Genomic DNA, 23,140 nt, shown 5'->3' on the forward strand with positions numbered 1-23,140 from the left:
CGTCCTGGGCGACCCGATCCGGATACGCCCGGCGGGTGGCGCCCAGAGGCAAGAGGCGGGAAATCCGATGAGCAACGCGGCCGAGCAGACGCACATGCGGGTACATCCGCTGGTGCGGCGGTTTCTGTCACTGGAACTCGACCTGGATCAGTGCGCGGTTTTCGGAAGCGGTCCCATGCTGGCGCATGGACTCAAGATGTCGCTCGGGGACCTCGACATCGTCGCCCGAGGGCCTGCCTGGCAGAAGGCCTGCAAGGACGGTGACCTCGGTGTCTCAACCATCGGAGGAGACCCTGTGGCCGCCTTCTGGGGCGGCAGAGTAGAAGTGTTCGACGCCTGGTTTTCCCAGGATGTCTCAACGGATGACCTGATCGACGCGGCCGACGTGGTCGACGGAATTCGCTTCGTCCAGCTCCGGCACGTGCTCGCCTACAAGCGCCGGCTCCGACGAGCGAAGGACGTCCCGGACATCGCAGCGCTGGAGCATGCTCTCGGCACACCTGCGCATGCCGGCAGCCCGCGCGCGGCCTGAGCGCGGCTCCCTGCGGATCCGACCCCCGAGCGGGCCGTTAGGCCCACGGCACCCCCGGGTACTCAGCAGTACATTCCCGGAACCCGCACCACCCGCACCACTCGGGAGATCCGATGCTCCGACGCCCATCCCCACCGCATCCCACCGCAGCCCATGAGTGACGGCACCGGACGGGCGGTGGAGGGCATGGAACGAGGCGCTGACCCGGCGCGGGCGGCTCTGATCGTGATCGACATGATCAACACCTACGACCACGAGGACGCCGAGCTCCTCGTGCCGTCCGTCGAGGGGATCGTGCCGGTCCTGACCGAGCTGCTCGGCCGGGCCCGCGAGGCGGACGTTCCCGTGATCTACGTGAACGACAACTTCGGGCTGTGGCGCTCGCACCACGGGGAGTTGCTGGACGCGGCCCTGTCCCAGCCGAACGCCCACCTGATCGAGCCCATCCGGCCCGACGACCGGTCGCTCTTCGTCATGAAGGCCCGCCATTCCGTCTTCTTCGAGACGCCCCTGTCCTACCTCCTGTGGAGCCTGGGCGTCGGGCACGTGGTGCTGACCGGGCAGGTCACCGAGCAGTGCGTCCTCTACTCCGCTCTGGACGCGCACATCCGCCACCTGGAGGTGACGGTGCCGAAGGACGCCGTCGCCTCCATCCACCCCCACCTGGCGTCCGCCGCCCTGGAGATGATGGAACGCAACATGGGAGCCCGTATCACCTCCGCGAAGGAGACCGAGTTCGAGCCCCACGAGGCCTGAGACCCCCAAGCCCGCCTTGCTCTTCCTTTGCTCCGTCGCCATTACCTGACTAAGGTCAGAGAATGGCAGCGGATCAGGTGGAACAGGTACGGCGCTTCAACCGGACGGTCGCCGAGCGGGTGGGGGTACTGAACGACCACTATCTGGGCGGGGCGCGTCCCTACGGCCAGGCCCGGCTGCTCTGGCAGATCGGCGACGGCGGCACGCACGACGTGCGCGGCGTACGGGAACGGCTCGGTCTCGACTCCGGCTACGTGAGCCGCCTGCTGCGGGCGCTCGAACGCGACGGCCTCGTCACCGTCGAACCGCACCCCCGCGACAAGCGGGTACGCACCGTGCGGCTGACCGAGGCCGGGCAGCGCGAGCGGGCCTTCCTCGACGACCGCAGCGACGCCCTGGCCGCCTCGCTCCTCGACCCGCTCGACGCCCGGCAGCGGGAGCGGCTGACCTCCGCCATGGCCGAGGTCGAACGGCTGCTGACCGCCTCCATGGTCTCCCTGGAAGAGCTCGACCCCGGTCACCCGGACGCCGCGCACTGCCTGCGGTCCTACGCCGCCGAGCTGGGCGGGCTCTTCGACGGCGGGTTCGACCCCGGACACAGCCTGCTGCCCGACCCGGGCGAGCTGCGCGCACCGCGCGGGCTGTTCCTGGTCGCCCGCCTGCACGGCGAACCGGTGGGCTGCGGAGGGCTCAAGCTGCCGGCCGGGGCCCCAGCGGAGATCAAGCGCTTGTGGGTCTCCCCCGGGACCAGGGGACTCGGCCTGGCCCGGCGCCTGCTGTCCGAACTGGAGGCACACGCCGCCCGGCACGGCAGGGACCGGGTGCGGCTCGACACCAACAAGGCCCTGGAAGCGGCCATGCGTCTCTACCGCGACACCGGGTACACCGAGATCCCCGCCTTCAACGACGAGCCCTACGCCCATCACTGGTTCGAGAAGCGGCTGTGAGACCACGCGGGCCCTTCGACCTCAGCCGCAGCTGCGACCGGAGTTGATGCAGCGGACGGCCTGCTTCATCAGCCGCTCGGGCATCGCGTTGATGAAGTCGCCGTGGTCGGTGACGGGCTTGTGCAGCGACTCGGGGAAGCTGTCCACGGCGAAGGCGGTGCTGCCGGCCAGCCCACTGTAGGTGAGGCGCTGTACGAGCTGCGGCACCGCTTTGAATCCGGCCGGGCACCTGCCCCGGGCGTCGGCGAAGGCGACGTGGCTGCGGTGGTCGGCGCTGTCGGTGTTCCGGCCGTCCCAGCAGCTCTGGAAGCGCTCGGTGCGCACCAGCTCGCTGCCGGCCGGGCAGATCGGGTACTTGTCCTTGAGCTGGACCCGGTTCTCGAACCCGGTGCAGGACCAGGCCGCGTTGGCGTTGGCGCCGCCGTTCGCGTTGGCCTTGGCGTCGCCGGTGATGATGCGCAGGAAGCGCGGCATGGCGACCACCTTGGTGGTGGGGTTGCCGACGAAGGTGAGGCTCGCGGACGTGGGGGTGAGGATCTTGCCCACGTTGCCCTCGGCTCCGCCGCCGGGCTTGCCCGCGTCCGCCTCCTCGGCCCCCCTGCGGTCGCGCAGTACCGGCCAGTAGTAGGTCGACCGGTCGCCGTTGGTGCACGTGGTGCGGGCCGCGGCGAGGGTGTCGTCGGTGGTGAAGGCGTCGACGCCGATGGCGCCGACGTAGTCATGGGTGTGGTGGGCCCCGTTGCCCACCCCCGGGGCGACGATCACGTTGTCGGAGTTGTGCCTGCCTTCCGCGTTGACACCGCAGCGGGTCTTGAAGGCGCCCTTGGAGGCGTTGCGGCCGTTGCGGGGCCGGGCGGGCACGTTGGGGGCGACCTCGGTGATGTCCACGAAGTCCTCGGGCACCGGGCCGTTGCCGGCCGGGGACGGACTCGCTCCCTGCCCCTGCTGCCCCTGGCCTGCGCCGGCCTGTGTGCACGCGGCCAAGCTGCTCAGACCCTGCGGCCGGGGCGCGCCCGCGCGGCTGATCGCGATGGCGATGCGGTCGATCGTGGCGGTCCGCTTGTCCTTGAGGGGGCCGAGGACGGCGTTCCGCACGAAGTCGGCACCGCCCTGGCCCCGCGTGGCGGCCAGCCGGTCGCCCGCCTCGGTGATCTGGGACTGCAGCAGTCGCAGGTTGCGGTCCACTTCAGCACGCGCCTGCCGGGGTACGTCCGGCAGGCGGTCGGCCACGGAGGGGCAGGAGATGGGTGAGGCCGCGCGGGTGGTGGCACGAGGGGTGTCGGTCGCGTTGGCCTGCATGGTGACCAGCCCGAGTCCGACACCGCCCGCGGCCAGCCCGGCGACCAGGACGATCGCGTTACGGCGTTTCCGGTTGCGCCTGTGTCCCTGGTTCATGGTGGCCTTCCGTTCGTCTGGCTGGTGTGTCAGGTGTGACCACCGTGGCCGCTGGGACGAGGGCCGGCCCCGGGTTCCGGCCGGGCGTCACCGTCGCGTAAGAACTGGCGTCCCGCTCCGGCCCCGCCGGTCAGCGGTGCTCGGGGTTGTCCGCGCCCGGGCGGCACCCGGCGTCCCACTGCGAACGCTGGTTGCCGTGGGCGGGAACCCCTCCGGCGCGCTTCAGCAGGGCCGCGATGTGCATGAGGTTCCAGGTCATGAAGCTGGTGTTGCGGTTGGTGAAGTCGTTCTCCGGGCCACCGGAGTCCGGGTCCAGGTACGACGGTCCGGGCCCGGCCGCGCCGATCCAGCCGGCGTCCGCCTGGGGCGGGATGGTGTAGCCGAGGTGCTGGAGGCTGTAGAGGACGTTCATCGCGCAGTGCTTGATGCCGTCCTCGTTGCCGGTGATGAGACAGCCGCCGACCCGGCCGTAGTACGCGTACTGCCCTTGGGCGTTGAGCAGCGAGGAGCAGGCGTAGAGCCGCTCGATGACCTGCTTGGTGACCGAGCTGTTGTCGCCCAGCCAGATGGGGCCGGCCAGGACCAGGATGTCCGCGGCCATGACCTTCTCGTACAGCGCCGGCCAGACGTCCGTGGCGAAGCCGTGCTCGGTCATGTCCGGGTAGACGCCGGGTGCGATGTCGTGGTCGACGGCGCGGATCAGCTCCGTGGTCACGCCGGCGTCGTCCATGATCGACCGGCTCTTGTCGATCAGGCCCTGGGTGTGGCTGCGCTGCGGGGACGGTTTGAGGGTGCAGTTGATGTAGAGGGCGCTCAGGTCGTCGAAGCGGTGGGGCGCACCGGGTGCGGAGGGAGCTGTCATGGGGGCAGGGTCTCGTGCCGGGTCCGCTTTGTTGTGTTCCGGCACACCCGTGCCCGTCTTACGGAGTCATGACGTACGGCCGCGTTCCGATGAGGCAGCGGCGGTGGGCGCCTAGCGTGCCCGTATGCGCGTACTGGTCACCGGCGGTGCCGGGTTCATCGGGTCCCACGTGGTCGCCACTCTGCGGGAGCGGGGGCACGACGCGGTCGTGTTCGACGTACGGGAGGATCCGGCGGCCGACGTGCGGGACCCGGCAGCGGTGCGCCGTGCCCTGGCCGGTGTGGACGCCGTGTGCCACCAGGCCGCGATGGTCGGCCTGGGCGACGGGGTCGCCGATGCGGCGGACTACGTCTCGCACAACGATCTGGGAACGGCCGTGCTGCTCGCGGCCATGGCGGAGGCGGGCGTACCCGCCCTCGTGCTCGCCGGGTCGATGGTCGTGTACGGCGAGGGACGGTACGCGTGTGCGCTGCACGGGGTCGTGCGGCCCGGGCCGCGGGCCGTGGCGGGGCTCGACGCGGGCCGGTTCGAGCCCCCGTGCCCGGTGTGCGGCCAGGACCTCTCCCCCGGGCTGGTCCGCGAGGACGCCCCGGCCGATCCGCGGAACGTGTACGCGACGACCAAGCTCGCCCAGGAGCATCTCGCCGCCGCCTGGGCCCGCTGCACCGGCGGGTCGGCGGTGTCGCTGCGCTACCACAACGTGTACGGGCCCGGCATGCCCCAGGACACGCCCTACGCCGGGGTCGCCTCGTTCTTCCGCTCGGCGCTCGCCCGGGGCGAGGCCCCGCGGGTGTTCGAGGACGGGCGGCAGCGCAGGGACTTCGTGCACGTCCGGGACGTGGCGGCGGCGAACGCCGTGGCACTGGAGGCGGCGGCCGCCCCGGGCACGCTCACCGCGTTCAACACCGGCAGCGGTGACCCGCACACCGTCGGCGAGATGGCGCGAGCCCTGGCTGCCGCGTGCGGCGGTCCCGAGCCGGTCGTCACGGGTGAGTACCGGCTCGGGGACGTACGGCACATCACCGCCGACTCGTCGCGGCTGCGGTCGGAGTTGGGGTGGAAGCCGGTGGTCGGCTTCGAGGAGGGCATGACGGAGTTCGCGCGGGCGGGGATGCGGGGCGCGTAGGCGGCAGGCCCGGGGCGGACGGGGTAGCACCCGCAGCCGCCGATGTCGCCGGTCGCGGCGAAGGCCGCGGCGAGGCGGCTCGACGGGCCCACGGGAGCGGCCCGGACGCCCCCCCTGCCCCCCTGCCCGCGGGGTGACGGGACTCGACGGGCGGGGCGCGGTGGCGGCGCGGAGGCAAGGTGCCCACCATGGCGGCTCCCGGCGCGGGCCCCGCGCCGAGGGCGCCGGGCCACCGGTCAGACACAGCCGGACTAGGCCGCACGGAAGCGAAGGGCCCGCGCCCCCAGCTCCCGCCCCACGGCCGCCGGCCCACCAGGCGAGCCGAGCCACCGCCCCCGACGCGGAAAACGCAGCACCCTGGCCGATTCACGAGGCGGCCGCGGGCAGCACCACCTCGAAGCGGCAGCCGCCGGGAATGTTGCGTACGCCGGCCCGGCCCTGATGGGCCTCCACGATGCCGCGCACGATCGCGAGGCCGAGGCCCGCCCCGGCCGGGGGCGTCCGGGCGTGCGTGCCGCGCCAGCCGGTGTCGAAGACGCGCGGCAGGTCCTCCTCGGGGATGCCGCCGCAGCCGTCCGTCACCGACAGGACGACACCCTCGGGGGACCGCTCGGCGGCGATCGCGACCGTGCCGTCGGCCGGGGTCCGCCGGATCGCGTTGACCAGCAGGTTGCCCAGCACCCGGCTCATCTCCTTGCCGTCCACCTCCACCGGCACCGGCTCGACCCGGTCGCCCACCAGCCGCACCCCGTGCGCGCGGGCGAGGGGGTCGACGCCGGCGAGGGCGTCGCCGACCAGGTCGTACAGGGAGATCCGGGTGGGGGTCAGGGCCAGGGTCCCGGCGTGGACGCGGGAGAGCTCGAAGAGGTCGCCGACCATGTCGTTGAGGCGTTCGACCTCGGTCCGTATCTGCCGGAGATAGCGGTCGGGGTCGGCGGCGAGGCCGTCCTCCAGGGCCTCCGACATGGCACGCAGTCCGGCCAGCGGGGTCCGCAGGTCGTGCGAGATCCAGGCGACGAGTTCACGGCGGGAGGCCTCCAGGGCACGCTCCCGCTCCCGCGACTCGGCGAGTCTGGCGCTGGTGGCCGCAAGCTCCCGGCTCACCGCGGCGAGTTCGGCGGTGGCGGGCCCGTCGGGGACGGCGAAGTCCCCGCCGTCGCCGAAGGAACGTGCCGCCACGGCGAGTTCACGGCTGCGCGCGACGACCCAGCGGCCCAGCAGCAGGGCGGTGGCCAGGGAGACGACGGCCGCCATGGCGACGACGGTCGTGACGACGGTGAGGTCGTGCGCCGACAGGAACATCGCCCAGGCGACGGCGAGCGTGCCCGCGAGCATCGCGACGACGCCGACCGCCGCCACCACCGCGAGCGAGACGGTCAGCGAACGCCGGCGGATCAGGCGCAGGACTCCCGCCCCGACCAGCCCCGTCGCGGCGGCACCGGCGAAGGCGTACAGGGCGATGAGGAGGTTGGCGTGCACGGTCAGTCGCCCCTTTCACCGGGTTCACCGAGTCGACCGGGTCCACCGGGTCCACCGGGCTCACCGGGTTCGAAGCGGTAGCCCACGCCCCAGACGGTCTGGATCAGGCGGGGCCGGGCCGGGTCGTCCTCGACCTTGCCGCGCAGGCGGCGGACGTGGACCGTGACGGTCGACAGGTCGCCGAAGTCCCAGCCCCAGACCTCCCGCATCAGGTCCTCGCGGCCGAAGGCCCGCCCCGGGTGCCGCAGGAAGAAGGAGAGCAGGTCGAACTCGCGGAGGGTGAGGGCGAGTTCGGTGCCGTTCTTGGTGGCGCGGCGGGCCGCCGGCTCGACGGCCAGACCGGCCGCCCCCAGCCGGCCGCCCCCTGTGGCCGCGGGGCGGCTGCGCCGCAGCACCGACTCGACGCGCAGGACGAGTTCGCGGGGGCTGAAGGGCTTGGTGACGTAGTCGTCGGCGCCGACCTCCAGGCCGAGGATGCGGTCGTCCTCGTCGCCGCGGGCGGTGAGCATGATGACGGGCACGGGGCCGTGGCCGCGGATCCGCCGGCACACTTCCAGACCGTCCATGCCGGGCAGCATCAGGTCGAGCACGACCAGGTCCGGGCGGCGCGCGGCGGCGCTGCTGAGGGCGCTCGGGCCGTCGTCGGCGCGGTCGACGGCGTAACCGGCGCGGTCCAGATATCCGGCGACGACCTCGGCGACGGTCGGATCGTCGTCGACGACCAGGATCCTGGGGGCTCCGCCCGCCGTTCCGGGGGGCTCGTACGGCTGCTGCATGCGTCCAGCCTGGCACCACGCCGCCGCCCGCGGGGCCCGGGCACCGCTCCGGCCTCCCGACGTCCGCGTTTCGTAAGGAGCGATAGCCCGAAATGCCTGATTCGCGTTCGTAGGGTGAAACCGTGACGATGACACCTCCGGACGTCGACGTGGTGCTGCCCTGCCTGAACGAGGCCGAGGCCCTTCCCTGGGTGCTCGAACGAATTCCGCCGGGCTGGCGCGCACTCGTCGTCGACAACGGTTCCACGGACGGCTCGGCCGGCATCGCCCGGGCGTGGGGCGCGACCGTGGTGCACGAGCCGCGGCGGGGATTCGGCGCGGCCTGCCACGCCGGACTGACGGCCGCCACCGCCGACGTGGTGTGCTTCTGCGACTGTGACGCCTCCCTCGACCCGGGGCTCCTGGTCCCCTTCGTGCACGAGGTGCGCGACGGCGGGGCCGACCTGGTGCTCGGGCGGCGGCGTCCGCAGGGGCGGGGCGCGTGGCCGCCGCATGCCCGGGCCGGCAATCTCGCGCTCGCGCGGATGCTGCGCCGCCGCACCGGGCTGCGCCTGCACGATCTCGGCCCCCTGCGCGCCGCCCGGCGGGAGGCGCTGCTCGCCCTCGGCCTCAGCGACCGGCGCAGCGGCTATCCGCTCCAGATGGTCGTCCGCGCGGCGGACGCGGGGTGGCGGATCGCCGAGCACGACGTGCCGTACCTGCCGCGTGCGGGGACCTCGAAGGTGACGGGCACCTGGCGCGGCACCTGGCAGGCCGTACGGGACATGAGCCGCGTGCTGGCGGAGACGCCCGCGCACGAGAGGGGAACGATGGCGCGCGAAGGGGGAACCGTCCGTTGACCACGCTCCTCGTCATCGCCAAGGAGCCGCGACCGGGCCGGGTGAAGACGCGGCTCACGCCGCCCTTCACGCCCGGGGAGGCGGCCGAACTGGCCGAAGCGGCCCTCGCGGACACGCTGCACGCCGTGGCCGCCACGCCCGCCGCCCGGCGTGTCCTGGTGCTCGACGGCGCCCCCGGCCCCTGGCTGCCGCCGGGCTTCGACGTCGTGGCGCAGCGCGCGGGCGGTCTCGACGAACGGCTGGCGGAGGCCTTCGCGGGCTGCGCCGGCCCCGCCCTGCTCATCGGCATGGACACCCCGCAGGTGACCCCTGAGCTGCTCACCGTGGACTTCGCCGGCTGCGACGCCTGGTTCGGCCCGGCGGAGGACGGCGGCTTCTGGGCCCTCGGCCTGGCGTGCCCGGACCCCGCTCTGCTGCGGGGCGTGCCCATGTCGACGGCGGTGACGGGCGCCGTGCAGCGGGAACGGCTGGCCGCCGCGGGGCTGCGGGTGCGCGACCTGCCGTCCCTGCGCGACGTCGACACCGCCGCCGACGCCCACGCCGTGGCCGCACTCGCCCCGCGGGGGCGCTTCGCGGCGCGGCTGGCCCGGTGCCCGGCGGCCGGGGCACCGGCCACCGGGCCGGGTCCGCGCCCGGCCGGTCCCCGATGAGCACCCCGTCCGCGACCGCCCTGGCGTGGGCCGCCGCCGACCCCTACGACGCCGCCCTGCGGGCCGGCCGCGGCCCGCTGTTCCTGCGGCGCACGGACGGCTGGCTGCTGCCCCTGGAGGTGGAGCGCTGGTGCGCCGGGGCCGACCCGGTCGACCGAGATGTGCTGGACCGGTGCGAGGGGGCCGTGCTGGACGTGGGGTGCGGGCCCGGACGGCTGGTGGCCGAACTCGCCGCCCGGGGATGGGTCGCCCTCGGGATCGACGTCAGTGAGGCGGCGGTGGAGCACACCGCCCGGCTGGGGGGCCAGGCGCTGCGGCGGTCGGTGTTCGAGCAGCTGCCCGGCGAGGGCCGCTGGGACACCGTGCTGCTCATGGACGGCAACATCGGCATCGGCGGCGACCCGCGTGCCCTGCTGGAGCGGGTCGCCGGGCTGCTGCGCCCCGGAGGCCTGCTGATCACCGAGACGGCCGCCGCTGACGTCGACGAACGCGTGCGCGTGCACATCACCGACGCCCGTGCCACCACCGGCGAGCCCTTCCCCTGGGCGCGGCTGGGCACGCGGGCTCTGCTCGGCTATGCGCGAGGCTGGGAGCGGGCGGGTCAGTGGACGGCCGGCGGGCGGCACTTCGCCGCCCTGCGCAGCCGCAGCAGCCGCACCGCCAGCAGCAGGGCCGAGCCGCCGAAGAGGACGGCGGTGATCAGCAGCCAGCGCGCGAGGAACACGTCGGCGGGCAGACCGGTGGCGGACCGGTAGCGCCGCTCCACCGTGCCGCTGATCAGCGGGAACCACACGAGGAGCAGCAGCCCGGACAGGGCGGCCGGTACGCGCACGTACATCGCCCACTCCCGTCGGCGGACCGCGCCGAACCCGGACACCACCGCCCGGTCCGCCGCCGCGTACAGCGGCAGCAGCACGAGGTCGTGCAGCAGCGCCGCGCCCACGACCCACAGCGCCACGCCCAACCAGTCGCCGGCGAGCAGGCGCACCCCCGCGTAGGCCGCGAGGGCGAACGAACAGGACAGCAGCAGGAGGTGCAGGGGGCTGCCGAGCGGGAGCCGCGGTGCGCGCATCACAGGTCTCCGAACGTCATGCGGACCACCCACTTGGTGTTCAGCACACCGGGCGCCGCGGGCACGATGATCCGCGCCGGGTAGCCGTGATCGGGGGACAGCTCCTCGCCGTTGACGTACAGGGCGAGCAGGGAACGCGGGTCGGCCACCTGGTTGGCGCGCAGGGCGGCCTTGCGGAAGGCGCCGCGCCGCTGGAGGGACTCGACGAACACGTCCGGCGGGTCGTCCTCGTATCCGACGAGGGCCGCGAGGTCGCGCAGCCGCACCCCGCGCCACCACTGGTCCGGTGTGGACCAGCCCTCCACACAGGCGATGGGCAACGCCGAGCTGTGCAGGGGGAGCCCGGCGAGCCGGGCGCGGCTGAGGCGGACCGTTTCCGTACGCCCCGTCACCACGAGCCGCCACGCGTCCCCGGCCGTTTCCGCCGTGTCGATCCCGGCGTACGCGGCGGTCTTGTTGATCTGGAAGCCGCCCGGTCCGCTGCCGGGTTCGGCGCCGCCGTGCGGGGCGAGGAGGGCGGTGCGCCGCAGCGGGCCACCGAAGTTCTGTCCGACGGTCGTGGCGAACAGCAGCAGTGAGCCGCCCCCGACGAACCACAGGGCGCCCCGCCGGGAGACGGTCGGCTCGGCGGGACGCGGGGACACCAGGTCGTTTCTCTCCTCCCGCAGCCGCCGCAGGTTGCGCAGTGCCGTGGGCGCCTTCAGCACGGCGTGGGCCACGAAGGCGGCGAAGAACACCCAGGCGCCGTAGAAGTGCAGGGGGTAGAACGAACCCGGGAAGACGTAGTCGAGCTGGACGTTGAGGACACCCGTCACGAACTCGAACAGGCCGCCGCCGACCAGCAGGAGCAGCGAGATCCGCTCCAGGGCGTGAGTGAGCGAGCGGGCCGGGGGCAGGGCGAACAGCCTCGGCACGACGGACCACAGCTTGGCGAGCAGGACGGGGATCAGGGTGATGCCGAGGGTGACGTGGACGCCCTGGTTCAGCCGGTACAGCCAGTGCGGGTCCGTCGGCCAGGTGAAGAGGTAGAAGCCGAGGATCCCCTTGTCCGGGGTCTTGTCGTTGACCGGCGACAGGTTCGGGTTGTAGGCGGCGTACGAGAGGAGTCCCGTCACGAACAGCACCGTGATGCCGGCGAGCAGGACCAGGCCCAGCACCGAGGTGAAACGGGGGCCGCGCAGGGGACTGCGCCAGAAGCCGGGGGACGTGGGGAGCCGTGGGTCGCGTGGATCGTCTCGCATGAGCCGACGGTAGGCCGCGGGCACCCCGCGGGAGGGTGTGCGACCCATGACGAAACGCTGACGTCGGGCCCGGTCGGCGGTCCGCGGCCGGATGCGCGGCCTAGCGTGCCGGTGTGATCCGCACCCCGCCCTCCGCTCCGCCGTCCCTCGACCTGCGCCGTGACCTGTACGCCGTCGTGGCGGCCGTGCTGCTCGTGACGGTGTCCGTGGCGGTCGGCCGCCACATCGAGGACACCCGCCGGACGCTGTTCGTCGACTGGCCCCCGCTGCTGGCGTCCTGGGCGCCGCACCTGGGCCCCGGCACGCCGGCCGCCGTCCTGGTGGCGATCGCCACCGTCTCCCAGGGTCCCGCGCTTGCGGCCCGCCTCCCCTGGCGTGCCCTGCTCCCGGCCGTCTGGGGCACGGCCACGGCGTGGATCTTCTCCCTCGCCCTGATCGACGGCTGGGACCGGGGTATCGCGCGCCGGCTCACCACCCGCCACGAATATCTCCAGGTCGTCGACCGCTTCCCTGACATCCCGGCGGCGCTGCGGGGCTTCACCGGGCACATCCTGCTGGACTCCCCCGACAACTGGCCGGCCCATGTCGCCGGGCATCCGCCCGCCGCCACCCTCACCTTCGTGCTGCTCGACCGGATCGGGCTGCGGGGCGGGGGGTGGGCGGGGATGTGGTGCATCACCGTGGGGGCGACCGCCTGCGTGGCCGTGCTGGTCACGGTCCGCACGCTGGCCGACGAGACGCTCGCCCGCCGGGCGGCCCCCTTCCTGGTCCTGGCCCCGGCGGCCGTGTGGATGGGCACCTCGGCCGACGCGTACTTCGCGGCGGTGGCGGCATGGGCGGTGGCGCTGATGGCTCTGGCCGTCACCCGCGGGTCCCTGGCGTGGGCCGGCGCGTCCGGGCTGCTGTTCGGCCTGACCTGCTACCTGTCGTACGGCCTGACGCTGGTCGCGCTGATCGCCGCGGCGGTCCTGGTGCCCGGCCGCCACGGGATCCGGGAGCACCCGGCCCTGGCGGTGCCGTGGCTGGCCGGACTGGCCGTGGTTCCCGCGGCGTTCACGCTCGCGGGCTTCGACTGGTGGGAGGCCTACCGCCTGCTGGTCACTCGCTACGGCCAGGGCGCGGGCGGCATCCGCCCCTACGGCTACTGGGTGTGGGCCAACCTGGCCTGCACGGTGCTCGTCACGGGACCGGCGACGGCGGCGGGACTGCGGCGGACGGCGGCCGCACTGGTCCGGCGTCGCACCGGACCCCGGGCCGGCGTCCGCCTGGCGTTCCTGGTCTCCGCCGCGCTCCTCGCCCTGCTGGTCGCCGACCTCTCCGGTATGAGCAAGGCGGAGACGGAACGCATCTGGCTCCCCTTCGCCCTGTGGCTGCTCCCGGCCTGCGCGTTCCTCACCCGGCCCCGTGCCTGGCTCGCCGCCCAGGCGCTGCTCGCGCTGCTCCTCAACCATCTGCTGATCACCGGGTGGTGACCGCTGCCGGCGCGTCGGGGGCGTCAGGCGGCCGGGTCGGCGTCGGTGAGGGCGTCGGCTTCGGCCTCGGCCTCGGGGGCGAGGTCGGGTGCCGTGCGCAGGCAGGCGGTGATCTGCTTGCCGGTGACGAGGGGCGCGACGGCGACTTCCGCGCTGACCGCGTGCACCACGTGCATGCCGTGGCCGCCGAAGCGCTGCCCGTCGCGCTTGCGGACCACCGGCTGCTCGGCGGAGGTGTCCCACACGGTGATGGCCAGTCCTTCGCCGGAGAGCCGCAGGATCATCCCGCAGGGGCCGGGTGCGTGCCGGATCGCGTTGGTGACGAGTTCGCTGACGACCAGTTCGGCGTCGATCGCCAGCGGGGCCGGCACGGGCGTGCGGCCGGTGCACGGTACGTACGCCAGGAACGCCTGGAGCGCCCGGCGCGCCTCGACGGCGCAGGCCGCGCCGTCGGCCCAGACCGTGCCGTAGCGCAGGGTGGCCTGCTCGTCCGTGCCCGGCTCATCTGCCGCCTGCTTCATAAGCGGGATGACCATGTGGGGCTCTTTCGTTGTGGTTCGTGTTGCTCAGGGGTGCTTCGGTCGCTCGTCTACCCCAGCGCGGACCGGGCATACTGCCCGGCGCCCGCCGTTGTGGTGTGCTCTGCGCCGCACTCGCCGGTCCGCGTCCCCCGCCACTTCGCCCGGCCGCGCCGGACTGAGCTGCTCACCCCTTCGTCAGGAGCTGCTGCTCCTGCCCCTGCTCCTGACGGGCCTCCTCTTCAGCCGGCCGCCGGCGTGAGGAGGTCCGCGCACCAGGTGAAGCTCGCCGTCCCCGCTTCGTGCGCGACGACGAACCCCGTGCCGCGGGCGGCGGTCGAGGAGTCGGGGGCGGGCAGGTGGTACGGCGTGGCCAGCTCCCGCCGGGTCACGAGGTCCCGGACCACGACACACCGGTCCTCGCTGCCGCCCACGGCGAGGACCCGGCCTCCCGGCAGCCGCGCGGTGGCCGGTGCGGTCACCCGCCGCCGCAGACCGGTGAGCGGTTCGGTCGCCCCCGGACGGCCGAGGTCCAATACGCGGGCCTCTCCGCCGTCCCCGCCGGACAGGGCCACCGTCCGTTCCCCGGGCAGCTCCGCGGTGGCCACCGCACCGATCCGCCCCGCCGGAGCGGGTCAGCGCCGCGACCTCGCACCCGGTCGCCGCGTCCCCTGTCAGCAGGGCGCCGCGCGGTTCGCCGGGGGCGGCGAGCGGGGCGCGGAGGTGCGAGACCTGGCGACGGGCGAGCACCGGCACGCGCTGGCGGACTCAGGGCGACGGCTGCTGGTGCGGGCGCTGGCGAGGGCCGAACTGCCGGACGTGGGGCCGGTCGTCGTGGCGGGCGGCCGGGACGGTTCACTGCGGATGTGGGAGCTGACGCGCGGCGGTCTGGTCCGCGCGTTCCCCAACTGCACGGAACGGATCAGGGCGGTGGCGCGGGCCGGGCCGCGGACGGCCGGCTGGTCCTGGTCGTCGGCGGGGACTTGGCCCTCGCGACGGTGTGGGACCTGGCGACGGGGGCGCCGCTGCGCACCTTCACCGGGCACCGCGACTGGGTTCCGGCGACGGCCCTGACCGCCGACGGCTGCACTCCTGGCCTCGCGGTCAGCGGCGACGCACAGCGCCGGCCCCTCCTCCGGCACGACGAGGGCCACGGCCTCCTCGCCTCCTCGTGGCCGGGCTCCGGGGCGTCGGGGCGGGCGTCCGTGACGTTCCAGACGACGGCGTGCCCGTCGGCGCCGCCTCTCGCCGCCGCGAGACCGTCGTCGACAAGCGACTGAGTGCCGGCACCTGAGCACCGACCCCGCTCCTCTAGTGCCTGACCTGCCCTGATTCAAGAGCGGCAGGCGGAGATCGAGGCCACATTCTCGGCGAGGGAAACGTCACAGCCGTGCCCACTGCTGCTCCTTCGTTAACGTGGCCTAACATCCGAGCATGACGGTCCTGCCTGACGACGGGCTCGAGCTGGCCGGCGAATTCCCTGACGTGCCCCACGAGCAGTGGCAGCGCCTTGTGGCGGGTGTCCTGCGCAAGTCGGGCAAGGACGTGGAGGGCGCCGAAGCCGAGGAAGCCCTGTCCACCGCCCTGGAGGACGGGTTGTGCACCCGCCCCCTCTACACCGCCCGTGACTCCGCGCCGGAGCCGGGCCTGCCCGGGTTCGCTCCTTTTGTGCGCGGCGGCCGGGCCGAGGGCAACACCCTCGGCGGCTGGGACGTACGGCAGCGGCACACGGTGGCCGACCCCGGCCCGGTGCTGACGGACCTGGAGAACGGCGTCACCTCCCTCTGGCTGGGCGTGGGCGGCTCCGGCATCCCGGTGGCGGAGCTCGGCCGGGTGCTCGACGGGGTCCATCTCGACCTCGCCCCCGTCGTCCTCGACGCCGGGTCCGACGCCGAGCCCGCGGCGCGGGAGTTGCTGCGGCTCTACGAGGAGCGCGGTGTCGCCCCCGACCGGGCGCGCGGCAACCTGGGCGCGGACCCGCTGGGCCAGGAGGCCCGCAGCGGGCAGCAGGGCGACTTCGCGCCGGCGGCCGGACTCGCGCGGCTGTGCGCCGAGGGGTACCCGGGGCTGCGGGCGCTGACCGTGGACGCGCTGCCGTACCACGAGGCCGGGGGCTCGGCCGCCCAGGAGCTGGGCTGCTCGCTGGCCACCGCCGTGGCGTACCTGCGGGAGCTGACCGGCGCCGGGCTCAGTGTCGAACAGGCCTGCGCACAACTGGAGTTCCGGTACGCGGCGACCGCCGACCAGTTCCTGACGATCGCCAAGCTGCGGGCCGCCCGCCGGCTGTGGGCCCGGGTGGCCGAGGCCTGCGGGGCGCCGCGCGCGGGGGCGCAGCTCCAGCACGTCGTGACGTCGCCGGTGATGATGACGCGCCGCGACCCGTGGGTGAACATGCTGCGCTCGACGATCGCCACGCTGGCCGCGGGGGCGGGCGGGGCCGACGCGGTCACCGTGCTGCCCTTCGACCACGCCCTCGGCCTGCCGGACGCCTTCGCGCGCCGGATCGCCCGCAACACGTCCACGATCCTCATCGAGGAGTCGCACCTGGCCCGGGTGATCGACCCGGCGGGCGGCTCCTGGTACGTGGAGCGGCTCACGGACGAACTCGCGCACGCGGGCTGGGAGTTCTTCCGGCGCATCGAGCGGCTCGGCGGCCAGGCGGCGGCCCTGCGCTCCGGGGACCTCGCCCGGGACCTGGCCGAGACCTGGCAGGCGCGCACCGGCAGGCTGGCGAAGCGGCGCGAACCCATCACCGGTGTCAGCGAGTTCCCGTTCCTCGCGGAGAAGCCGGTCGTCCGGGAGAGCGCGCCCGAGCAGCCGTCCGGCGGGCTGCCGCGGGTGCGCCGTGACGAGGCGTACGAGGCGCTGCGCGCCCGCTCCGACGCCCACCTCGCCGCGACCGGCTCCCGGCCCCGGATCTTCCTGGCCGCGCTCGGCCCGGCAGCCGCCCACACCGCGCGCCTCACCTTCGCCTCGAACCTCTTCCAGGCGGGCGGCATCGAGCCCGTCACGGAGGGCACCTTCGAGGAGAGCGGCGCCACCGAGGCGTGCCTGTGCTCCAGCGACGCCCTGTACGAGGAGCAGGCGGAGGCGGTGGCCGGGCAGCTGAAGGCCGCCGGTGCCGCACACGTGTTCCTCGCCGGGCGGCCCGGGGACCACCCTGGTGTCGACGGTCACGTCTTCGCGGGCTGTGACGCCGTCGCCGTGCTGTCCGCCACCCTCGACCGCATGGGAGTGTCCTGATGGGAATCCCCGACTTCTCCGGGATCGAACTGGGGATGCCGGCCCCCGACGGCGGCGCCGACGAGTGGCGTACGGCGGTCAAGAACGCCTCCGGCGGGGACGACCTGCTGTGGGAGACCCCCGAGGGCATCACGGTCAAGCCGCTGTACACGGGCCGCGACCTGGAGGGCCTGGACTTCCTGGAGACGTACCCGGGCGCCGCGCCGTACCTGCGCGGCCCGTACCCGACGATGTACGTCAACCAGCCCTGGACGATCCGCCAGTACGCCGGCTTCTCGACGGCCGAGGAGTCCAACGCCTTCTACCGGCGCAACCTCGCGGCCGGGCAGAAGGGTCTGTCGGTCGCCTTCGACCTGCCCACGCACCGCGGTTACGACAGCGACCACCCGCGGGTGACCGGTGACGTCGGCATGGCGGGCGTGGCGATCGACTCGATCTACGACATGCGGCAGCTGTTCGACGGCATTCCGCTGGACAGGATGACCGTGTCGATGACGATGAACGGTGCCGTGCTGCCGGTGCTGGCGCTGTACATCGTGGCGGCGGAGGAACAGGGCGTACCGCCGGAGAAGCTGGCCGGAACCATTCAGAACGACATTCTGAAGGAGTTCATGGTCCGCAACACCTACATCTATCCGCCGAAGCCGTCGATGCGGATCATCTCCGACATCTTCGCCTACACCTCGCAGCGGATGCCGCGCTACAACTCCATCTCCATCTCCGGCTACCACATCCAGGAGGCGGGTGCGACGGCCGACCTGGAGCTGGCGTACACGCTCGCGGACGGCGTGGAGTACATCCGGGCGGGCCGTGAAGCAGGCCTGGACGTGGACGCGTTCGCGCCGCGGCTGTCGTTCTTCTGGGCGATCGGCATGAACTTCTTCATGGAGGTCGCCAAGCTGCGGGCGGCGCGCCTGCTGTGGGCGAAGCTGGTGAAGCAGTTCGACCCGCAGAACGCCAAGTCGCTGTCCCTGCGCACCCATTCGCAGACCTCGGGCTGGTCGCTGACCGCGCAGGACGTCTTCAACAACGTCACGCGCACCTGCGTCGAGGCGATGGCGGCGACCCAGGGCCACACGCAGTCGCTGCACACCAACGCCCTCGACGAGGCGCTCGCGCTGCCGACCGACTTCTCGGCGCGCATCGCCCGCAACACGCAGCTGCTGCTCCAGCAGGAGTCCGGCACGACCCGGGTGATCGACCCGTGGGGCGGCAGCGCGTACGTGGAGAAGCTGACGTACGACCTGGCCCGGCGGGCCTGGCAGCACATCGAGGAGGTCGAGGCCGCGGGCGGCATGGCCAAGGCCATCGACGCGGGCATCCCGAAGCTGCGCATCGAGGAGGCCGCGGCCCGTACCCAGGCCCGGATCGACTCGGGCCGCCAGCCGGTCATCGGCGTCAACAAGTACCGGGTGGAGACCGACGAGCAGATCGAGGTCCTGAAGGTCGACAACTCCTCCGTGCGGGCGCAGCAGATCGAGAAGCTGCGGCGGTTGCGCGCGGAGCGGGACGAGCGGGCCTGCCAGGACGCTCTGGACGCGCTGACCCGGGCCGCCGGCGGCGAGGGCAACCTGCTGGAGCTGGCCGTGCACGCGGCCCGCGCGAAGGCGACCGTCGGGGAGATCTCCGACGCCCTGGAGAAGGTGTACGGCCGGCACGCGAGCCAGATCCGTACGATCTCCGGCGTGTACCGCAACGAAACCGGAGAGTCCCCGAGCGTGGACCGCACCCGCACCCTGGTGTCCGCCTTCGAGGAGGCCGAGGGCCGCCGCCCGCGCATCCTGGTCGCCAAGATGGGCCAGGACGGTCACGACCGCGGCCAGAAGGTGATCGCCACGGCCTTCGCCGACCTCGGTTTCGACGTGGACGTCGGCCCGCTGTTCCAGACACCGGCCGAGGTGGCCCGGCAGGCCGTCGAGGCGGACGTGCACATCGTCGGCGTCTCGTCGCTGGCGGCCGGTCACCTCACCCTCGTCCCGGCGCTGCGCGAGGCGCTGGCCGAGGAGGGGCGCGAGGACATCATGGTCGTGGTCGGCGGTGTGATCCCGCCGCAGGACGTGCCGACGCTGCTGGAGATGGGCGCGGCGGCCGTCTTCCCGCCCGGGACGGTGATCCCGGACGCGGCGTACGACCTGGTGCGGCGGCTGTCGGACGGTCTCGGGCACGACCTGTGATCGATGTCGACGCGTATGTGAAGGGCGTGCTCGACGGGAAGCGGGCGATCATCGCCCGTGCGATCACGCTCGTCGAGTCGACGCGGCCCCAGCACCGGGTGCTGGCCCAGGAGCTGCTGACCGCGCTGCTGCCGCACAGCGGCCGGGCCCGGCGGATCGGCGTCAGCGGGGTGCCGGGCGTGGGCAAGTCGACGTTCATCGACGCCTTCGGCACGCTGCTGACCTCGCTCGGGCACCGGGTCGCGGTCCTGGCCGTGGATCCGTCCTCCAGCCGTACGGGCGGTTCCATCCTGGGTGACAAGACCCGGATGGAGCGCCTGGCCGTGGACCCGGCGGCGTTCGTGCGCCCCTCCCCCACGGCCGGCACGCTGGGCGGGGTCGCCAAGGCCACCCGCGAGTCGATCGTGGTGATGGAGGCGGCCGGCTACGACGTGATCCTGGTGGAGACGGTCGGCGTCGGCCAGTCCGAGACCGCCGTCGCGAACATGGTCGACACCTTCCTGCTGCTCACCCTCGCCCGCACGGGCGACCAGCTCCAGGGCATCAAGAAGGGCGTGCTGGAGCTCGCCGACGTGATCGCCGTCAACAAGGCGGACGGGCCGCACGAGCGGGACGCCCGGGCCGCCGCACGCGAACTGGCGGGCGCGCTCCGGCTGATGCACGGCAAGGACGCGTTCTGGACGCCGCCGGTGCTGCACTGCAGTGCCCGCGAGTCGACCGGCCTGGACACCCTGTGGGAGCGGCTGGAGCAGCACCGCACGCTGCTGGACTCCACGGGCCGCCTCACCGCCAAACGCCGCGACCAGCAGGTCGACTGGACCTGGAGCATGGTCCGCGACGAACTCCTCGGCCGCCTCCGCGCCGACCCGGCGGTACGGGCCCTGGCGCCCGTGCTGGAGCAGCGGGTCCGGGAGGGCGAGCTCACCCCGACGCTGGCCGCCGAGCGGATCCTCGGTGCGCTGGGCGGGGACTCCGGGGCGCCGGGTTCCTGAAACCGGCAGGCCCCGGAAGCCCCCGGACGGCATCGCAGAGCAACCGGAACGGCGATTTCGCATACCCGGCTTGCATGACTATGCAAAGTGATACATACTCTTTCTATGTCCAAGGTCCTCACCTCCCTGCCCGCCGGCGAACGCGTCGGCATCGCCTTCTCGGGCGGTCTCGACACCTCCGTCGCGGTCGCGTGGATGCGCGACAAGGGCGCCGTCCCGTGCACCTACACCGCCGACATCGGCCAGTACGACGAGCCCGACATCGCCTCGGTGCCCGGCCGTGCCAAGACCTACGGGGCCGAGATCGCGCGTCTGGTCGACTGCCGTGCCGCGCTGGTCGAGGAGGGCCTGGCCGCGCTGACCTGCGGCGCGTTCCACATCCGCTCGGGCGGGCGGGCGTACTTCAACACCACCCCGCTCGGCCGCGCCGTCACCGGCACGCTGCTGGTGCGGGCGATGCTGGAGGACGACGTCCAGATCTGGGGCGACGGCTCGACGTTCAAGGGCAACGACATCGAGCGGTTCTACCGCTACGGCCTGCTCGCCAACCCGCACCTCAGGATCTACAAGCCCTGGCTGGACGCTGCCTTCGTGACCGAGCTCGGCGGCCGCAAGGAAATGTCGGAGTGGCTGCTGGCCCACGGCCTGCCCTACCGGGACAGCACGGAGAAGGCGTACTCCACGGACGCCAACATCTGGGGCGCCACCCACGAGGCCAAGACGCTGGAGCACCTGGACACCGGCGTCGAGACGGTCGAGCCGATCATGGGCGTCCGGTTCTGGGACCCCTCGGTCGAGATCGCCGCCGAGGACGTGACGATCGGCTTCGCCGAGGGCCGCCCGGTGTCGATCAACGGCAAGGAGTTCGCCTCCCCCGTCGACCTGGTGATGGAGGCCAACGCCATCGGCGGGCGGCACGGCCTCGGCATGTCGGACCAGATCGAGAACCGGATCATCGAGGCCAAGAGCCGCGGCATCTACGAGGCGCCGGGCATGGCCCTGCTGCACGCCGCCTACGAGCGGCTGGTCAACGCGATCCACAACGAGGACACCCTCGCCCAGTACCACGCCGAGGGCCGGCGTCTCGGCCGGCTGATGTACGAGGGCCGCTGGCTGGACCCGCAGGCGCTGATGATCCGCGAGTCGCTCCAGCGCTGGGTCGGCGCCGCCGTCACCGGCGAGGTGACGCTGCGGCTGCGGCGCGGCGAGGACTACTCGATCCTCGACACCACGGGCCCGGCGTTCAGCTACCACCCGGACAAGCTGTCCATGGAGCGCACCGAGGACTCCGCGTTCGGTCCGGTGGACCGGATCGGCCAGCTCACCATGCGCAACCTCGACATCGCCGACTCGCGCGCCAAGCTGGAGCAGTACGCCGGCATCGGCCTGATCGGCACCGGCAGCCCCACCATCGGCGCCTCCCAGGCCGCCGCGACCGGGCTGATCGGCACCATGCCGGAACTGCCGCAGGGCGGCGCCCAGGCCATCGCCTCCCGGGGCGAGGTCTCGGAGGAGGACGCCTGGCTGGACCGGGCCGCGATGGAGTCCGGCACGGACTGACCCCATGGCAACGCCGGAAGGCCGGCCCGACACACGTCGGGCCGGCCTTCCGGCGTTCGGTCGCGGGCTCAGCGCGACGTGCCGGCCATCTCCGGAACCGGTGCGTCCAGGGCGTCGAGGCCGCGCAGGATGTCCTCGACACGCTGCTTGGCGTCACCGAAGAGCATCTGGGTGTTCTCGCGGAAGAACAGCGGGTTCTGCACACCCGCGTACCCGGCGGCCATGGACCGCTTGAAGACGATCACATGGGCCGACTCCCACACGTGCAGCACCGGCATCCCGGCGATGGGGCTGGAGGGGTTGTCGGTGGCGGCCGGGTTGACCGTGTCGTTGGCGCCGATGACCAGCACGACCGAGGTCGCGGCGAAGTCGTCGTTGATCTCGTCCATCTCCAGGACGATGTCGTAGGGCACGTTCGCCTCGGCCAGCAGCACGTTCATGTGCCCCGGCAGCCGCCCGGCCACCGGATGGATGCCGAAGCGGACCTCCACCCCCCGCTCGCGCAGCTTGCGCGCCAGTTCGGCCACCGGGTACTGCGCCTGCGCCACGGCCATGCCATAACCCGGCGTGATGATCACCGAGGTGGCGTTGCCGAGGAGTTCCGCGGTCTCCTCGGCGTTGATCTCCCGGTGCTCGCCCTGCTCGCCCTCCTCGGCCGCTGCCGCCGGGGTGCCGAAGCCGCCGGCGATGACGGAGATGAAGGAGCGGTTCATCGCCTTGCACATGATGTACGACAGGTAGGCACCGGAGGAGCCGACCAGCGCCCCGGTGACGATGAGCAGGTTGTTGGCGAGCAGGAACCCCGACGCCGCAGCCGCCCAGCCGGAGTAGCTGTTCAGCATCGAGACGACCACCGGCATGTCACCGCCGCCGATCGAGGCGACCAGGTGCGCGCCGAGAGCGAGGGCGATCACGGTCACCGCGATGAGCAGGCCCATGCCCGGGCGGGCGACGAACGCCGCCGTGAGCCCCACGAAGGCCACGAGTGCGCCGATGTTGAGGACGTGCTTGCCGGGCAGCGTCAGCGGCCGGGAGTTGATGCGCGCCGACAGCTTCAGATAGGCGACGACGGAACCGGTGAACGTGACGGCGCCGATGAACACCCCGATGAACACCTCGGCGTGATGGATGGCCAGCAGCGAGCCGGACAGTTCGGCGTCGACGTCGAGGTAGCCGTTCCAGCCGACGAACGCGGCCGCCAGACCGACGAGGCTGTGCATGATGGCGATCAGCTCCGGCATGCCGGTCATCTCCACCACCCGGGCCCGCCACAGGCCGATACCCGCACCCAGAGCGGTGGCGGCGGCGATCAGCACCAGCCCGGTCGTGGTGATGCTGCGCGAGGCGAGCCCGACCGTGGCGGCCAGCGCCACGACCATGCCCGCGATGCCCCACACGACTCCCGAACGGGACGTCTTGTGCTGGGAGAGGCCGGCGAGGCTGAGGATGAACAGCAGCGCCGCGACGACGTAGGCGGCCTGAGCGGCCGTGTCTGTGGTCATCCCT

At 73.1% G+C, this 23,140-nt stretch carries 21 protein-coding genes; 13 read left to right on the forward strand and 8 right to left on the reverse strand.

Features of this window, described 5'->3' with window-relative positions; translation table 11 throughout:
* Window positions 1-67 precede the first annotated feature (67 nt).
* From OO68_RS03870 to OO68_RS03880, 3 genes are all read left to right on the forward strand, one after another.
* Window positions 68-532 carry a hypothetical protein gene (locus OO68_RS03870; RefSeq protein WP_051814397.1) on the forward strand — a complete coding sequence of 155 codons (465 nt, stop codon included), beginning with the start codon at window positions 68-70 and terminating at the stop codon, window positions 530-532.
* A gap of 186 nt (window positions 533-718) precedes the next feature.
* Window positions 719-1,288, forward strand: coding sequence for a cysteine hydrolase family protein (locus OO68_RS03875; protein WP_033306903.1), 570 nt, complete (start codon window positions 719-721; stop codon window positions 1,286-1,288).
* 62 nt (window positions 1,289-1,350) lie between these two features.
* Window positions 1,351-2,235 carry a bifunctional helix-turn-helix transcriptional regulator/GNAT family N-acetyltransferase gene (locus OO68_RS03880; protein WP_033306653.1) on the forward strand — a complete coding sequence of 295 codons (885 nt, stop codon included), beginning with the start codon at window positions 1,351-1,353 and terminating at the stop codon, window positions 2,233-2,235.
* A gap of 21 nt (window positions 2,236-2,256) precedes the next feature.
* Here the strand turns inward: OO68_RS03880 and OO68_RS03885 are convergent, their stop codons facing one another.
* Window positions 2,257-3,630 carry a DUF1996 domain-containing protein gene (locus OO68_RS03885; protein ID WP_033306654.1) on the reverse strand — a complete coding sequence of 458 codons (1,374 nt, stop codon included), beginning with the start codon at window positions 3,628-3,630 and terminating at the stop codon, window positions 2,257-2,259.
* Between the two features lie 130 nt (window positions 3,631-3,760).
* Complete coding sequence (locus OO68_RS03890; protein ID WP_033306655.1) at window positions 3,761-4,492, reverse strand: flavodoxin family protein; 732 nt, start codon at window positions 4,490-4,492, stop codon at window positions 3,761-3,763.
* A gap of 124 nt (window positions 4,493-4,616) precedes the next feature.
* On the opposite strand from OO68_RS03890, the gene OO68_RS03895 reads away from it, so the two are divergent.
* Window positions 4,617-5,618 (forward strand): NAD-dependent epimerase/dehydratase family protein, encoded by a 1,002-nt coding sequence (locus OO68_RS03895; RefSeq protein ID WP_033306656.1) that lies wholly within the window; start codon window positions 4,617-4,619, stop codon window positions 5,616-5,618.
* Window positions 5,619-5,984: 366 nt separating this feature from the next.
* On the opposite strand, the gene OO68_RS03900 is transcribed toward OO68_RS03895, so the two are convergent.
* Both OO68_RS03900 and OO68_RS03905 read right to left on the reverse strand, forming a co-directional pair.
* Complete coding sequence (locus tag OO68_RS03900; RefSeq protein WP_033306657.1) at window positions 5,985-7,097, reverse strand: sensor histidine kinase; 1,113 nt, start codon at window positions 7,095-7,097, stop codon at window positions 5,985-5,987.
* Between the two features lie 2 nt (window positions 7,098-7,099).
* Window positions 7,100-7,873, reverse strand: a complete 774-nt coding sequence (locus OO68_RS03905) for a response regulator transcription factor (protein ID WP_033306658.1) — start codon at window positions 7,871-7,873, stop codon at window positions 7,100-7,102.
* A 128-nt stretch (window positions 7,874-8,001) separates the two neighbouring features.
* Here OO68_RS03905 and OO68_RS03910 point away from each other — a divergent pair, with 128 nt between their 5' ends.
* Genes OO68_RS03910 through OO68_RS03920 form a run of 3 tightly spaced genes read left to right on the forward strand, consistent with a single transcriptional unit; the run spans window position 8,002 to window position 10,117 of the window.
* The gene (locus tag OO68_RS03910; protein ID WP_033306659.1) at window positions 8,002-8,712 is read left to right on the forward strand and encodes a glycosyltransferase family 2 protein; all 711 of its coding nucleotides are present in this window, start codon (window positions 8,002-8,004) and stop codon (window positions 8,710-8,712) included.
* Entirely contained in the window at window positions 8,709-9,362 is a 654-nt protein-coding gene (locus tag OO68_RS03915) for a TIGR04282 family arsenosugar biosynthesis glycosyltransferase (protein WP_033306660.1), read from the forward strand. The genes OO68_RS03910 and OO68_RS03915 overlap by 4 nt, the downstream gene beginning before the upstream one ends.
* A complete protein-coding gene (locus tag OO68_RS03920; protein WP_033306904.1) occupies window positions 9,359-10,117 on the forward strand; it encodes a class I SAM-dependent methyltransferase in 759 nt (252 codons plus the stop codon). The genes OO68_RS03915 and OO68_RS03920 overlap by 4 nt, the downstream gene beginning before the upstream one ends.
* A 316-nt stretch (window positions 10,118-10,433) precedes the next feature.
* Here OO68_RS03920 and OO68_RS03925 read toward each other — a convergent pair whose 3' ends face one another.
* Window positions 10,434-11,675: a molybdopterin-dependent oxidoreductase gene (locus tag OO68_RS03925; protein WP_033306661.1), complete on the reverse strand. Its 1,242-nt coding sequence runs from the start codon at window positions 11,673-11,675 to the stop codon at window positions 10,434-10,436.
* 113 nt (window positions 11,676-11,788) lie between these two features.
* Between OO68_RS03925 and OO68_RS03930 the strand changes: the two genes are divergently transcribed.
* On the forward strand, window positions 11,789-13,147 hold the full coding sequence (locus OO68_RS03930; protein ID WP_403550911.1) for a hypothetical protein: 1,359 nt from the start codon (window positions 11,789-11,791) through the stop codon (window positions 13,145-13,147).
* Window positions 13,148-13,170: 23 nt separating this feature from the next.
* On the opposite strand, the gene OO68_RS03935 is transcribed toward OO68_RS03930, so the two are convergent.
* Together OO68_RS03935 and OO68_RS03940 are read right to left on the reverse strand one after the other, a co-directional pair.
* The gene (locus OO68_RS03935; protein WP_051814401.1) at window positions 13,171-13,683 is read right to left on the reverse strand and encodes an ATP-binding protein; all 513 of its coding nucleotides are present in this window, start codon (window positions 13,681-13,683) and stop codon (window positions 13,171-13,173) included.
* A 224-nt stretch (window positions 13,684-13,907) separates the two neighbouring features.
* Window positions 13,908-14,273, reverse strand: a complete 366-nt coding sequence (locus tag OO68_RS03940; RefSeq protein ID WP_033306662.1) for a hypothetical protein — start codon at window positions 14,271-14,273, stop codon at window positions 13,908-13,910.
* Between the two features lie 258 nt (window positions 14,274-14,531).
* Between OO68_RS03940 and OO68_RS03945 the strand changes: the two genes are divergently transcribed.
* The 5 genes from OO68_RS03945 (at window position 14,532) to argG (ending at window position 21,634) form a co-directional block, all read left to right on the forward strand.
* Window positions 14,532-14,945 (forward strand): hypothetical protein, encoded by a 414-nt coding sequence (locus OO68_RS03945; protein WP_033306663.1) that lies wholly within the window; start codon window positions 14,532-14,534, stop codon window positions 14,943-14,945.
* Between the two features lie 154 nt (window positions 14,946-15,099).
* A complete protein-coding gene (locus OO68_RS03950) occupies window positions 15,100-16,908 on the forward strand; it encodes a methylmalonyl-CoA mutase family protein (protein ID WP_033306664.1) in 1,809 nt (602 codons plus the stop codon).
* A complete protein-coding gene (scpA, locus tag OO68_RS03955; protein ID WP_033306665.1) occupies window positions 16,908-19,082 on the forward strand; it encodes a methylmalonyl-CoA mutase in 2,175 nt (724 codons plus the stop codon). Before OO68_RS03950 ends, scpA begins: the two co-directional genes overlap by 1 nt.
* A complete protein-coding gene (gene meaB, locus OO68_RS03960; protein WP_033306666.1) occupies window positions 19,079-20,074 on the forward strand; it encodes a methylmalonyl Co-A mutase-associated GTPase MeaB in 996 nt (331 codons plus the stop codon). The genes scpA and meaB overlap by 4 nt, the downstream gene beginning before the upstream one ends.
* A 105-nt stretch (window positions 20,075-20,179) precedes the next feature.
* Entirely contained in the window at window positions 20,180-21,634 is a 1,455-nt protein-coding gene (gene argG, locus OO68_RS03965; RefSeq protein ID WP_033306667.1) for an argininosuccinate synthase, read from the forward strand.
* Between the two features lie 68 nt (window positions 21,635-21,702).
* Here the strand turns inward: argG and pntB are convergent, their stop codons facing one another.
* Window positions 21,703-23,136, reverse strand: coding sequence for a Re/Si-specific NAD(P)(+) transhydrogenase subunit beta (pntB, locus tag OO68_RS03970; protein WP_033306668.1), 1,434 nt, complete (start codon window positions 23,134-23,136; stop codon window positions 21,703-21,705).
* Window positions 23,137-23,140: the final 4 nt, after the last annotated feature.

The organism is Streptomyces iakyrus (assembly GCF_000717055.1).
GTDB lineage: Bacteria > Actinomycetota > Actinomycetes > Streptomycetales > Streptomycetaceae > Streptomyces > Streptomyces iakyrus.